Annotated in this window: 15 protein-coding genes; 1 reads left to right on the plus strand and 14 read right to left on the minus strand. The window is 70.8% G+C overall.

The window, feature by feature from the left end:
- Positions 1-72: 72 nt before the first annotated feature.
- The 3 genes from pyrH to rpsB form a co-directional block, all read right to left on the minus strand.
- Positions 73-831: a UMP kinase gene (gene pyrH, locus FB563_RS05965; RefSeq protein ID WP_055706845.1), complete on the minus strand. Its 759-nt coding sequence runs from the start codon at positions 829-831 to the stop codon at positions 73-75.
- A 204-nt stretch (positions 832-1035) separates the two neighbouring features.
- Complete coding sequence (gene tsf, locus FB563_RS05970; protein ID WP_055706846.1) at positions 1036-1872, minus strand: translation elongation factor Ts; 837 nt, start codon at positions 1870-1872, stop codon at positions 1036-1038.
- A 175-nt stretch (positions 1873-2047) separates the two neighbouring features.
- Entirely contained in the window at positions 2048-2917 is an 870-nt protein-coding gene (rpsB, locus tag FB563_RS05975; RefSeq protein WP_055706847.1) for a 30S ribosomal protein S2, read from the minus strand.
- Between the two features lie 273 nt (positions 2918-3190).
- On the opposite strand from rpsB, the gene FB563_RS05980 reads away from it, so the two are divergent.
- Complete coding sequence (locus FB563_RS05980; protein ID WP_055706848.1) at positions 3191-3778, plus strand: M23 family metallopeptidase; 588 nt, start codon at positions 3191-3193, stop codon at positions 3776-3778.
- Positions 3779-3869: 91 nt separating this feature from the next.
- On the opposite strand, the gene FB563_RS05985 is transcribed toward FB563_RS05980, so the two are convergent.
- The 11 genes from FB563_RS05985 to lepB (FB563_RS06035) all read right to left on the minus strand — a co-directional run bounded on the left by FB563_RS05985 (position 3870) and on the right by lepB (FB563_RS06035) (position 13323).
- Positions 3870-4427, minus strand: coding sequence for a TetR/AcrR family transcriptional regulator (locus tag FB563_RS05985; protein WP_055706849.1), 558 nt, complete (start codon positions 4425-4427; stop codon positions 3870-3872).
- A 127-nt stretch (positions 4428-4554) separates the two neighbouring features.
- Complete coding sequence (gene whiG, locus FB563_RS05990; RefSeq protein WP_055706850.1) at positions 4555-5397, minus strand: RNA polymerase sigma factor WhiG; 843 nt, start codon at positions 5395-5397, stop codon at positions 4555-4557.
- Positions 5398-5718: 321 nt separating this feature from the next.
- Positions 5719-6879 carry a DNA-processing protein DprA gene (gene dprA / locus FB563_RS05995; protein WP_142218525.1) on the minus strand — a complete coding sequence of 387 codons (1161 nt, stop codon included), beginning with the start codon at positions 6877-6879 and terminating at the stop codon, positions 5719-5721.
- Entirely contained in the window at positions 6876-8501 is a 1626-nt protein-coding gene (locus FB563_RS06000; protein ID WP_055704364.1) for a YifB family Mg chelatase-like AAA ATPase, read from the minus strand. The genes dprA and FB563_RS06000 overlap by 4 nt, the downstream gene beginning before the upstream one ends.
- Positions 8502-8897: a YraN family protein gene (locus tag FB563_RS06005; RefSeq protein ID WP_107100519.1), complete on the minus strand. Its 396-nt coding sequence runs from the start codon at positions 8895-8897 to the stop codon at positions 8502-8504.
- Positions 8898-8955: 58 nt separating this feature from the next.
- Positions 8956-9264: a DUF2469 domain-containing protein gene (locus tag FB563_RS06010; protein WP_003965949.1), complete on the minus strand. Its 309-nt coding sequence runs from the start codon at positions 9262-9264 to the stop codon at positions 8956-8958.
- A 56-nt stretch (positions 9265-9320) separates the two neighbouring features.
- Positions 9321-9845 carry an NUDIX hydrolase gene (locus FB563_RS06015; RefSeq protein ID WP_055704369.1) on the minus strand — a complete coding sequence of 175 codons (525 nt, stop codon included), beginning with the start codon at positions 9843-9845 and terminating at the stop codon, positions 9321-9323.
- Positions 9835-10569, minus strand: coding sequence for a signal peptidase I (gene lepB, locus FB563_RS06020; RefSeq protein WP_055704362.1), 735 nt, complete (start codon positions 10567-10569; stop codon positions 9835-9837). Before lepB (FB563_RS06020) ends, FB563_RS06015 begins: the two co-directional genes overlap by 11 nt.
- A 106-nt stretch (positions 10570-10675) precedes the next feature.
- Complete coding sequence (lepB, locus tag FB563_RS06025; RefSeq protein WP_199832722.1) at positions 10676-11656, minus strand: signal peptidase I; 981 nt, start codon at positions 11654-11656, stop codon at positions 10676-10678.
- Positions 11544-12635, minus strand: coding sequence for a signal peptidase I (lepB, locus tag FB563_RS06030; RefSeq protein ID WP_055704361.1), 1092 nt, complete (start codon positions 12633-12635; stop codon positions 11544-11546). Before lepB (FB563_RS06030) ends, lepB (FB563_RS06025) begins: the two co-directional genes overlap by 113 nt.
- On the minus strand, positions 12628-13323 hold the full coding sequence (gene lepB / locus FB563_RS06035) for a signal peptidase I (protein ID WP_055704360.1): 696 nt from the start codon (positions 13321-13323) through the stop codon (positions 12628-12630). Before lepB (FB563_RS06035) ends, lepB (FB563_RS06030) begins: the two co-directional genes overlap by 8 nt.
- Between the last annotated feature and the right edge of the window lie 12 nt (positions 13324-13335).

Below are 13335 nucleotides of genomic sequence, written 5' to 3' on the forward strand. Positions count from 1 at the left end.
ACATTGTCCATCCCCCGGCCAGGGTCCGGCCCCCTTACGGGGCCGCGCGCCACCGGCCGGGTTGATGCCGGGTCAGTCCCGGCTGCCGTGGTCACCCACCAGCGTGCCGATCTTCTCACCCTTGACGGCCCGGGCGATATTGCCCTCCGCGAGAAGCTCGAAGACGAGGATCGGAAGCTTGTTGTCGCGGCACAGCGTGATGGCCGTGGCGTCGGCGACCTTGAGGTCGCGGGTGATGACCTCGCCGTAGCCGAGAGCGTCGAACTTGACGGCGTCCGGGTTGGCCTTGGGGTCGGAGTCGTAGACCCCGTCCACGCCGTTCTTGCCCATGAGCAGCGCCTCGGCGTCGATCTCCAGGGCGCGCTGGGCGGCGGTGGTGTCGGTGGAGAAGTACGGCATGCCCATACCGGCGCCGAAGATGACCACACGGCCCTTCTCCAGGTGGCGCACGGCGCGCAGCGGAATGTACGGCTCCGCGACCTGGCCCATGGTGATGGCGGTCTGCACCCGGCTGTCGATGCCCTCCTTCTCCAGGAAGTCCTGGAGGGCGAGGCAGTTCATGACGGTGCCGAGCATGCCCATGTAGTCGGAGCGGGCGCGGTCCATGCCGCGCTGCTGGAGTTCGGCACCGCGGAAGAAGTTGCCGCCGCCGATGACGACCGCGATCTGCGCGCCGTCCCGTACCACGGCCGCGATCTCACGGGCGATCTTGTGCACCACGTCCGGGTCCACGCCCAGGCCCCCGCCACCGGAGAAGGCCTCTCCGGACAGCTTCAGCAGAAACCGGCCGCGTACTTTGCCGTCGTCGCTCTTCTGGGCCTTGGTGGTCATGGGAGATCCCGCCTCTTTCACGTGTTGCACATACGAAGAAGGCCATTGCCGGTGGGGTCGCTTTTCGCTCCCATGCGCGGCAATGGCCTCCTCGTCAGATCTGCTGCCGTCCGCCCCACCCCTGGGTGTGGCGGTGTGCGCGGACGACTGCTGTCGACCCTACCGAGAATTCCCCGCGGGTCGCGCGTCGATCGCGGAACGGGCTCAGATGCCGACCTTGATGCGCGAGAAGCGCTTCAGGGTGACACCAGCCTCGTCCAGCACCTTCTGGACCGACTTCTTGTTGTCGAGCGCGTACGGCTGGCCGAGCAGCGTGGCGTCCTTGAAGAAGCCGTTGAGACGACCCTCGACGATCTTGGCGATCGCGGCCTCGGGCTTGCCCTCGGCGCGGGTGGTCTCCTCGGCGATGCGACGCTCGGACTCGACGACGTCGGCCGGGACGTCCTCCTTGGAGAGGTACTTCGGCGCGAAGGCGGCGATGTGCTGGGCGACGCCCTTGGCGACCTCGGCGTTCGGCTTGTCGAGCTCGACCAGGACACCGATCTGCGGGGGCAGGTCGGGCATGGTGCGGTGCATGTAGGCGAGCACGAAGCCGTCGGAGAACTGCGCGAAGCGGTCCAGGACGATCTTCTCGCCGAGGTTGGCGTTGGCCTCGTCCACGAACGCCTGGACGGTCTTGCCGGGCTCGATCTCGGAGGCGAGCAGGGCCTCGAGGTCGGCCGGGGACGTCGCGGCGACGTGCTCGGCGATCTTGTTGGCGACGGCCTGGAACTTCTCGCCCTTGGCGACGAAGTCCGTCTCGCACTTCAGCTCGACCAGGACGCCGGAGGAGTTGTCGTCGGCGATGATGGAGACCACGGCGCCGTTCTCGGCGGAGCGGCCCTCGCGCTTGGCGACGCCCTTCTGGCCCTTGATGCGCAGCGCCTCGACGGCCTTCTCGACGTTGCCCTCGGCCTCGTCCAGCGCCTTCTTGCAGTCCATCATGCCGGCGCCGGTGAGCTCACGGAGCTTCTTGACGTCGGCGGCGGTGTAGTTCGCCATGAGTCTGTGAGTCTTTCTCGAAGTCTTGGGTGATCGGAGATCGGTACGGTCTGCGGTCCACATGTGAGCGCGGACCGCTGACTGCGCGCCGACCTACGGGTGAACAGCGGGAGCGGACTTCACCGCGCCGGAGGCGCTGCTGGATGCAGTGCCGCCCCCGCCGTCAACGCGTGCGTCAGGCCTGCTCGCCCTCGGCGGCCTTCTCCTCGGCCGGAGCGGCCTCGGCGGCCGGAGCAGCCTCGGTGGCCTCGGCGGCCGGAGCCTCTTCCTTCTTCTCACCCTCGAGCAGGTCGCGCTCCCACTCGGCGAGCGGCTCGCCCGCGGCCTTCTCGCCCTTCTCGCCGGTGGCGACGCCGGAGCGGGCGATGAGGCCCTCGGCGACGGCGTCGGCGATCACACGGGTGAGCAGGGTGACGGAGCGGATCGCGTCGTCGTTGCCCGGGATCTTGTAGTCGACCTCGTCGGGGTCGCAGTTGGTGTCGAGGATCGCGACGACCGGAATGTTCAGCTTCCGGGCCTCACCGACGGCGATGTGCTCCTTCTTGGTGTCCACGATCCAGACGGCGCTGGGCACCTTCTGCATCTCGCGGATACCGCCGAGGGTCTTCTCCAGCTTGGCCTTCTCGCGCGAGAGCACGAGAAGCTCCTTCTTGGTCAGACCGGACGCGGCGACGTCCTCGAAGTCGATCTGCTCGAGCTCCTTCAGGCGCTGCAGACGCTTGTAGACGGTCGAGAAGTTGGTGAGCATGCCGCCCAGCCAGCGCTGGTTGACGTAGGGCATGCCGACGCGGGTGGCCTGCTCGGCGATGGCCTCCTGCGCCTGCTTCTTGGTGCCGACGAACATGACCGTGCCGCCGTGGGCGACGGTCTCCTTGACGAACTCGTAGGCGCGGTCGATGTACGACAGCGACTGGAGCAGGTCGATGATGTAGATGCCGTTGCGCTCGGTGAAGATGAAGCGCTTCATCTTCGGGTTCCAGCGACGGGTCTGGTGACCGAAGTGGACGCCGCTCTCCAGCAGCTCCCGCATCGTGACGACGGCCATGGCCGTATCTCCTTGAGTTTCTCGGTTGTGCCGCGGATGCCGGACGGCTCCCGCGCCTGACGCCCGCGACGCGCCTTGCCACAAGGGACCGAGAGGCGCTGACACCGACCGCTTGACGGCCTGGTGTCGGGGCGTGCGAAGTCGACCCGGTGACCCGGATCGCCAGAAGAAGTGTACGGGACCGCCGGGGCACCGGGTGACGCCGCTGTCCACAACCGGTGGGTTGTGCACAGCCTCCGGCGGTGATCGGCGGGGGTGCGGGACGGTGGTCGTATGCGAGCACCCCTGCGATATGTCCTGCTGTCGACGGTTCTGTTCCTCGGCCTGGCCCTGGCCGCACTGCTCCCCTGCCGGTCCTGGGCGGACGCCCCGTCTCCGGCTCCCGCGCCGCCCCCTCCGGCCCCGGTCCCGGCCATCGCGCGCACCTGGCCGGTGGGCGTCCGTCCCCTGGTGTTACGCGGCTGGGAGCCACCGGCCACGGTGTACGGCCCCGGTCACCGGGGCGTGGACCTGGCAGCACCGGCCGGTTCCGGGGTACGGGCGGTCGCCCCGGGCCGGGTGTCCTTCGCGGGCCGGGTGGCGGGGCGCGGGGTCGTCTCGGTCGACCTCACGGGAACGGATCTTCGTACGACGTACGAGCCGGTGACCGCGTTGGTCCACAAGGGGGACGAGGTGGCCGCGGGAGAGGCGGTGGGCACGGTGGAACCGGCGCCCGCCTCCCACTGCCCCACGACATGCGTCCACTGGGGTTTGCTCCGGGGCAGGACCTACCTCGACCCCTTGTCCCTGCTGCCGCCCTGGCTCCTGCACAGGGGGCCACCGCGGCTACTGCCGGTGCTGGGGGTACCGCTGCCGTCGTAGCCGGGCAGCCGGGCCGCTGGGCGGCACGGGTGGGCGCAGCGGCACCCTTCCGGCGCCGGCAGGCGACCCACCCGCCCAGCGGCAGCGGGCGTCAGCCCTTCACACCCCGCAGCGCCATGGCCACCGCCGCGTCCGTCACGACCGCGGGGTCCTCCGCCGCACCGAGCTCGATACGGCGGACCGCCGCATCCACGACCCCCTGCAGCAACATCGCCGCCAGCCGAGGCTGCGCATGCCCCATCTCCCCGAGCGCCTCCGCGATCATCGCGACGAGTCCGCCGTGCGCCGCCCGGATCTTCTCCCGCGCCCCGGCGTCCAGTTCACTCGCGGAGATGGCGACGACCGCGCGATGCCGCCGGTCGCCGACCAGCGCCAGCTGCTGCCGCACATACGCCTCGACCTTGCCCTCGGCGGTCCCGGCCCGCTCCATCGCGGCCGCCACCTCCGCCGCCCACAGCGGGAAGTCGACCTCGCACAGCTCCTCGACCACCGCGGCCCGCGACCGGAAGTACTCGTACACGGACGACCGCGCCAGCCCGGTCCGCTCGGCCAGCGCGGGAAACGTCAGCGCTTCCGTCCCGCCCTCGGACAGCAACGACCGAGCCGCGTCCAGCAGGGCGGCTCGCTGCATCGACCGGTGCTCGGCCACGGAGGCCGCTCGAATCCTTGGCACGTCAACCACTTTACGGACGCCCCCACCCGAAGGGGAGCCGCTTGCCCCCATGGCGCCGGCCGCACCACCCGAACCACCGATCCGGGTGCCCGGACCCGGGCGGTCACCGTCCGAAGCTCGCCAGCTTGGCCCGCAGCTGCAGCACCGACTTGGTGTGGATCTGGCTGACCCGGCTCTCGGTGACGCCGAGGACGTTGCCGATCTCGGCGAGGGTGAGCCCCTCGTAGTAGTACAGGGTGACCACGGTCTTCTCCCGCTCGGGCAGCGTGTTGATCGCCCGCGCCAGGAAGCGGCGCAGCTCCCGGTCCTCGGCGATCTCCACGGGGTTGTCCGCGGCGGTGTCCTCCAGCGTGTCCATGAGGCTGAGCCGGTCCCCGCCCTCGCTGCCGACGTGCAGCAGCTCCTCCAGGGCGACCACGTTGGCCAGCGACAACTGGCTGAACACGGCGTGCAGTTCGTCGACCTCCATGCCCAGTTCGGCGGCAACCTCGCCCTCGCTCGGGGTGCGCCGCAGCCGCGCCTCCAGGGTGGCGTACGCCCGCTCCACGTTGCGCGCCTTCTGCCGCACGGACCGCGGGATCCAGTCCAGCGCCCGCAGCTCGTCGATCATCGCGCCCCGGATCCGGGTGATCGCGTACGTCTCGAACTTGATCTCCCGGTCGATGTCGAACTTCTCGATCGCGTCGATCAGCCCGAAGACGCCGGAGGAGACGAAGTCGGCCTGCTCGACGTTGGGCGGCAGGCCGACGCTCACCCGGCCGGCCACGTATTTCACGAGCGGCGAGTAGTGCAGGATCAGCTGCTCCCGCAGCCGGTCGTCCCCCGTCGCCTTGTACGACCGCCACAGCTCGTCGAGCGTCGAGGGAGCCGGCGGCCGCTCGCTGCCACCGTCGCGGGCGGCTGGGGGGATCGCCGCCCGGTCGGACCCGGAGGTGTGCTGGGGCATTCGTCGCCTTGTGCCGTTCTGCCGTGAAGTGCTGTGAATCGCTGCGAAGTGATGGGTGGTGGGGTCGGTGGGGCGATGTGGGCTGCCTGGGTGAGCTGTCGGTCTGGTGTCGAGTTGGCGCGTTCTGTGTGGGCGCCTTCGTGAGCGTAGCGTGACTGAGGTGTCGCGGTGTGCGAACAGAGAGGCTCCACCCGTGCGCGGGGCGCTTCCACCGGCCTCGCGCGCGGGTTTCGCAGCTCGCTCTGCGTGACCGGCCCGAGCGTCAACTCCTGGAAACCTCAAGGGCGTCGGAGGTTCCCCCGGACGGCCGAACACGCTCGGTCAGCACGGACCGTGACCGCTACGGACCGACATCACCGCCTGGCGTGTCAACTTCCAGCCGTCGCCATGTCGTTCGACGTACCCAAGTGCTCGGAGTTCGTACAGTTTCGCGATCGCCTCGTCCCGGGTGGTCGGCGTGCCGAGCGCGATCTCCTCGACGCCGGCCGCGCGGTGGCCGGGCAGGGCGGCGAGGACGGCACGGGCGGCGGGTTCCAGGAGGTCGCGCGGGAGCACGGGGCCTCGCCGGGCCGGCGCGAGTTCTCCCATGTCACCGACCAGTTCGACGACTTCCGCGGCGTCGGTGACGAGGGTCGCCTCTCCGCGCAGCAGTTCGTGCACGCCGGCGGAGAGGGCGCTGGTGACGGGTCCGGGGACACCCATGGTGAACCGTCCGAGGCGGCCGGCCGCCCGCGCGGTGGCCAGCGAGCCGCTGCGGCAGGCGGCCTCCACGACGACGGTGCCCCTGGTCAGCGCGGCGATGACGCGGTTGCGGAGGATGAACCGGCTGGGCGTCGGATGGTCGCCCGGGGGCAACTCGCCCACCACCAGTCCCTGTTCCGCGATCCGCTCGATCAGGGCGGCGTGGCCGCGCGGGTACGGCCGGTCGACACCGCAGGCCAGGACGGCGACGGTGGCTCCGCGTGCGGCCAGGGCGCCTCGGTGGGCGGCGCCGTCGATGCCGTACGCGCCGCCCGAGACCACCACCCAGCCCCGCTCGGCGAGGCCTCCGGCGAGGGTGGCGGCGACGTGGGTGCCGTACTCGGTGCAGGCCCGGGCGCCCACCACGGCCACCGACCGCAGCGCCCACATGCGCAGGCTGGGCCGCCCCCGCACCCACAGTCCGATCGGCCGGGCATCCCCCAGGTCGTCGAGCTGTCCGGGCCACTCGGCGTCCCCGGGAACCACGAACCGCGCACCGGCCTGCCCGGCCACGGCGAGATCCCGCTCCGGCGCGACCCGCCGAGCCCGGGCGGCCAGCCCGCCCCACCGCACCTCACTCACCCCCGGCAGGCCCGGCGCCCCCTCCTTCAGCCTCCGCACCACCTCCCCCACCCCGAACTCCCGAACCCACCGCCCGCCGACCTCGTCCCCCGGCTCGATCACCCGAGCGAGAAAGACCCGCCCGAGCAGCTCTTCTCCGGGGTCCTCGACCGGGGTCATGCCGGCGCCCCGATGGCCATCGGCACCCCTCGTGGTACTCCGGTGCGCAATTGCAGGGCCAGGGCGACGTCGGTGGCGTCCGGGCGGTCGTGTCCGACGAGGTCGGCGACCGTCCAGGCGACGCGCAGGACCCGGTCGATGCCCCGGGCCGTGAGCACACCCCGCTCGAGGTTGCGCTCGGCCTCGTCCATCGCGCCGGCGACGGGCTGGTAGCGACTGCGCAGTTCCCGGCCGGGGACCTCGCTGTTGGTGCGCCAGGGGGTTCCGGCCAGGCGGGCCGCCGTGCGCGCGCGGGCCTGCCGTACCCGCTCGGCCACGGTAGCCGTGGATTCGCCCCGGGCGCCTGGTTCGGTGAGCTCGGCCCGGGTGACCGGATCCACCTCGACGCGCAGGTCCACCCGGTCCAGCAGCGGACCGGAGAGCCGGGACTGGTAGCGGCGGATCGCCGACGGCGGGCACTCGCACAGGGAGTCGCGTTGCGAGAAGCGTCCACAGGGGCAGGGATTGGCCGCCAGCACCATGAGGAAGCGGGCCGGAAAGCGGACGACACCGGCGCTGCGTGCGATCACGACGTGGCCCGACTCCAGCGGCTGTCGCAGGGCGTCCAGGGTCTGGCTGTGGAACTCGGGCGCCTCGTCCAGGAACAGCACGCCGCGATGGGCGAGGGAGACCGCCCCGGGCCGTGGGACGCCGGGGCCTCCGCCGACGAGCGACTGCATGGTGGCCGAGTGGTGCGGGGCGCAGTAGGGAGCCACGTCGATGAGCGGCTTGCCCGGCGGCAGCAGCCCGGCCACCGAATGCACCGCCGTGACCTCCAGCGACTCCTCCCGGGCGAGCCGGGGAAGGACGGCGGGCAGCCGCTCGGCGAGCATCGTCTTGCCCGCGCCGGGCGGGCCCTCGAGGAACAGGTGGTGTCCACCGGCGGCGGCCACCTCCACGGCCGTACGGGCCGAGGTCTGGCCCACGACGTCCGCCAGGTCGTGATCGTGTCCGTGCTGCGCGGCGCCGACGCTGTGCATGCCGGTGGCCGCGCCCGTGCCCGGCACGCGCAGACCGGCCAGGAGGGGGTCCGGGCGGCCTTGTCCGTCCGGTTCCTCGTCGGGGACGGGCTCGTCGGTGAGGACCGCGATGAGCTGTCGCAGACTGCGGACGCCCAGCACGGAGACGCCCGGGACCAGCGAGGCCTCGGCGGCGGCGCACTCGGGTACGACGACCTGTTCGTAGCCCGCGTCGGCGGCGGCGAGGACGGCCGGGAGAATGCCGCGGACCGGTCGGACCCGGCCGTCCAGGCCCAGCTCCCCGATCATGACGATGTCCGCGAGGACACGCGGATCGATCCGCTCGGCGGCGCCGAGCACGGCGCAGGCGACGGCCAGGTCGAAACCGGAACCGGCTTTGGGCACCGACGCCGGGCTGAGGCCGACGGTGAGCTTCTTCTGCGGCCACTCGCCGCCCGAGTTCACCACCGCCGCCCGGACCCGGTCCCTGCTCTCCGTCAGGCTCTTGTCCGGGAGGCCCACCAGGGTGAAGGCGGCGACGCCGGGTTCCAGGTCGGCCTGGACCTCGACGACGACTCCCTCGACGCCGACCAGGGCGACGGAGCAGGTGCGGGCGAATCCCATTCAGGCCACCCCCCGTGCGTGCTCGACGGACGGGGCTCCGCGGTGGGGCAGCAGGACGCCGATCAGGTCGATGCGGACGCCGCCCGGCGGGGCCCCGCCGTGGGCCTGGATCCAGTGCTCGGCCAGCTCGCGCAGCCTGGCCGCCTTCTCGGGGGTCACCGCGGCCATGGGGTGTTCGTAGTCGCCGCCCGTGCGGGTCTTCACCTCGCAGACGACGAGCGCGTCACCGTCGCGCGCGACGATGTCGATCTCGCCGGAACGGCCGTTGCGCCAGTTGCGCTCCAGGATGGTCATTCCGGCCGCGGCGAGCCGCCGGGCGGCCAGGTCCTCGCCGTACTTGCCGAGTGCACTGCGTGCGTTGCTCATGTCGGCACCACCTCCGGCGCCAACCGTCACGCATCCCGCCCCAAGTTGTTGATCTTGGTGGACAACCCGGCGGTTGTGGAAAACTCCGTCACCCGCCCGGAAGCTCCAGGTCGCTCTTGTTCAGCTCCTCGATGTTCACGTCCTTGAACGTGAGGACCCGCACCTGCTTCACGAAGCGCGCCGGCCGGTACATGTCCCAGACCCAGGCATCCGCCATCGACACCTCGAAAAACACCTCACCCTGCACCGAGTGCACCTGCATCTCGTAGTCGTTCGTGAGGTAGAAACGCCGCTCGGTCTCGATCACGTATTTGAACAGACCGACGACATCTCGGTACTCCCGGTAGAGCTTCAGCTCCATCTCGGTCTCGTACTTCTCGAGGTCCTCGGCGCTCATGGCATGTTCCCCTTCAGCCGTGCGATCCCCCCATTGTGCGCCAGTCCGACGGGCCCTCAGACGATTTCCGCATCGAGGGTCACAGGACTGTCCGGGGGACCTTCGTCGAGCAGCGTGCGCAGCAGCTCGGCGAGTCTGGTCGGATACACCGTCTCATGTGCCCGGGTCAGTTCCTGACACGTCCACCAACGCGCTCCGGCGACACTGCGTCGCTCCAGCTCCGTGAGCCCCTGCGCCGCGGTGGCCGTCTGCGTCGTACGGGCCAGGTAGTACCACTCGTCCTGGTCCCAGCGGCGGCCGGCGAACGGGAAGGAGCAGATACGGCGCCACAGCACCGGGCCGAGCTCGACGTCGGTGATGCCGGTCTCCTCGGCGAGTTCCCTGAGCGCGGCCTCCTCGCGCGTCTCGGCGCCCTCCAGACCGCCGCCGGGGGTGAACCACCAGTCGTCGGCCGGATCGTCCGGCTCATGGCCGTGCAGCAGCAGGATGCGGTCCTCCGGGTCGAGCAGGACCACCCGGGCCACCTTGCGCAGCCCGCCCTCGTACGAGTCCTCGCCGGTCCGCGTGGCCTCAGCGGACACCGGCCGCCTCCGGGCGGGCGGCACGCGCGCGGGAGCGGCTCATGCGCCCCGCGATCGGGCCGTAGGCGCCACCGGCCAGGACGAGGACGGCACCGGCCACGATCAGCAGCTCGATCGTGGACAACGGCCCGGGCCGGGAGAGGCTGCCCAGGGCCTCGAAGCCGGTGGGGCGCTTGAGCGAGCCCTTCCACGGCCAGATGACCGCGTCCACGCGGGCGATCACGGCGTCGCGGGAGACGGTGCCCTTGGCCGCGTCGGTGAGGTGAGCCGTGGAGTCCAGGGACCCCTGGCGCTCGTCACCGAGGAGGAACAGGCGGCCCTGGGGGACGGTCACCGTCGGGAAGTTCTTGACCTCGGCCAGGCTGCCCTCGGGCAGATAGGGCTCGTCGATCTGCTTGCCGTTGACGGTCAGCTTGCCGTTCGTGCAGCAGGAGACGGTGTCGCCGCCGACCGCGACCACGCGCTTGACCACCTTGGCGTTGGTGACCCAGCTCTTGTCCTCGAAGACGACGACGTCCCCGCGCTTGACCTGACCGCCGTCGACCTTCTGCGCCAGCACCCGGTCCCCGGCGTCGATCGTGGGCGTCATGGAGCTGGTGGGCACGGTGTACGGCCGGTAGGTCACCGCCGCCCAGGCGAATCCGCCGAGGAACAGCACCAGTCCCAGTGCCACGGCCACTCCGGACAGGCGCTGTCCGAGCCCTTGCCTGCGCTCACCACTCATGGAAGCGGACCCTACCCGGCGGTACCTGGGCTTGCCCACCCCCGTCGACCTGCTCTCCCTGGGGTTCCGCCCCGGACCCGCCAGGGGGCTCTGCCCGCCCGACGCCTCAGCGGCGCTTCCACTCCACCGCGCGCCGGCGCCGCCACACCGCGAGCGGCAGTACCGCGGCGACGGCCACGCCCTGCGGGGCCACCGTCAGGGCGGCGGACGCCGAGGTCTGCTGGTTGATGCCGGGCTGGTCGAAGGTGTCCGGGATCGGCAGGGTGCCCCAGCGGGTGATCGGCCAGGCCTTGACGATCGCGCGGCCCACGACGTCACTGACCGGGACCATGCCGTGGTGCTTGTCGGACTGGTTGTAGCGCGAGTCGCGGGAGTTCTGGCGGTGGTCGCCCATCACCCAGATGTAGCCCTTGGGGACCGTCACCTTGAACTGGCCGCCCAGCTCGTCGTCGGTGCACGGCGTGTTGCCGGGGTAGACGTACGGCTCGTTCAGGGCGTGGCCGTTGACCAGCAGCGGGCCGCTGCCCTTGCACTGGACCGTGTCGCCGCCCACGCCGATCACGCGCTTGATGAGGTCCTTCTCGTTGGCGGACGGCATGAGACCGATCCAGCTGAGGACCTTCTGCACGGCGTTCGGGCTCGGTGCCGGTTCGCCCGCCAGCCAGTCGTCCGGGTCGTGGAAGACCACGACCTCGCCGCGCTCGGGCTTGGAGCCGAACCACGGGGTGAGCTTGTCGACCAGGACGCGGTCACCCACCTGGAGGGTGTTCTGCATCGAGGCGGACGGGATCGAGAACGCCTGCACCAGGAACGTCTTGATCAGCAGCGCCAGCACCAGCGCGATGACCACGAGGATCGGCAGCTCCTTCCAGAAGGAGCGTGGCTTCTTCGGCCGGTTCGCGGCCTCGCCCGCACCCGCGCCCTCGGTCCTCGGCCGCTGCCTGTCGTCCGGCGTGCCCTCGTCGCCCGCCGCGTCATTCCCGGAGGTCATGGCGCCGTCCGGCACGGGGGCGTTGTCTTCCACGGGGTGCCCGCGGTGCTCCTCGCCGTCGTGCCCCGACCGTGCGCCAACCGCCACATCCCCCACGCCAACTCCTTACTCTGTGCCGCCGCCTGCCCCACATTCGACGCAGGCCCACCACTCCCATAACGAGCGGGAGTTCCGCAGGGGTCGGGAGCTGGGTCGTTCTGTTCGGATTCTCGGGGGCAACCCTATGCGACAGCGGGGGACCGGCGGTCGCACCCGACGCGGAGTCGGCGACGCTTGCGAAGGTTTTAGGTTCCTGCAGGCGTGTCCAGTGGCCGATCGGCCAGCCGATCGCGACGGCTCGGCCGACCACGGATTCCTCGGACACCGTTCCGCCGTACGGGGTGTTCTGGTGGAAACGGGAGTCCGCGGAGTTGCCCCGGTGGTCGCCCATGACCCACAGCCGGCCCTGGGGGACGGTGATGTCGAAGGGCTGGGCGGACGGGGCGTCACCCGGATAGACGTAGTCCCCTTCGGTGAGCGGTACGCCGTTGACGGTGACCCGGCCTTGCTTGTCACAGCACTTGACGTGGTCGCCGCCGACCCCGATGACCCGCTTGATCAGGTCCTTCTCGTTGTCGGAGGGCAGCAGGCCGATGAAGGTGAGGCCTTCCTTGAGCTGTTTGACGACGACCGGGTCGTGCTTCGTGGCCGTCTGCTCGTCGGCCAGCCAGCCGCCCGGGTCGTGGAAGACGACGACGTCCCCGCGCTGCGGCTTGGCGCCGAACCACGGGGTCAGCTTGTCGACCAGGACGCGGTCGCCGATCCGGATCGTCTGCTCCATCGAGCCGGACGGGATCACGAACGCCTGGACGAGGAAGGTCTTCAGGACGAGTGCTATGAGGACGGCCACGCCGACGAGAAGAGGGATCTCCCGAACGGCTGAACGCCTGCGCTTGCGTTTGACCTTGCGCTGGAGTTTCCGCCGCTCCGCGCGCGTGCGGCCGCCGCCGGGCGCGGAGGTGCGGCGCGATCCGGTGGGCAGCAGATTGTCGGCGGGGTTGCTCGGCACCCCGCGCGGTTTGCCGCGGTTACCCATGCGCGCCCCCCGGGGTGGGCACGCGCGCGTAGGCGGAGGGCCGCGTCAGGTGCGTGAAGTGGTCGTACGGCCACAGGATCCAGTCGGCGCGGCCGATGACGTCGCCGACCGGGATCATGCCGCCGCCGGGCGAGCCGAGGTGGTCGCGGGAGTCGCTGGAGTCGCTGCGGTGGTCACCGAGGACGAACAGACGGCCGGCGGGTACGGCGACGTCGAAGGGCACGCTGGAGGGGCTGTCCCCGGGATGGAGGAACGCCGACTCGTCGACGGCGCGGCCGTTCACCTCGATCCTCCCCTGCTTGTCGCAGCAGACCACATGGTCTCCCCCCACACCGACCACGCGCTTGATGTAGTCGGCGTCCCCGAAATACCCCGTGCCGTCGAACACGATCACGTCGCCGCGGCGCGGCTGGGCACCGAAACGGTACGCCAACTTATTTACGAGAACGCGGTCCCCGATCCTCAAGCCCTGTTCCATGGATCCGCTCGGAATCTGGAACGGTTGCACCACGAAAGTGTTGAGGACGAGCAAAAAAGCCAGGCAGAGCATGAGTGTGAGGGTCATCCGGCCGCCCGGCAGCCAGTCGGCGATCCGCGCCACCAACGCGAAACGCGACCGTCCCTCCGGCCCCGGGGAGTCCGGGTGGGAGGAGCGGTCGCGTTCCGTCGGCTGTGCTTCGGTGTCCATCGGAGCCAGATG

The sequence above is a fragment of the Streptomyces puniciscabiei genome (genome assembly GCF_006715785.1).
GTDB classification, from domain to species: domain Bacteria; phylum Actinomycetota; class Actinomycetes; order Streptomycetales; family Streptomycetaceae; genus Streptomyces; species Streptomyces puniciscabiei.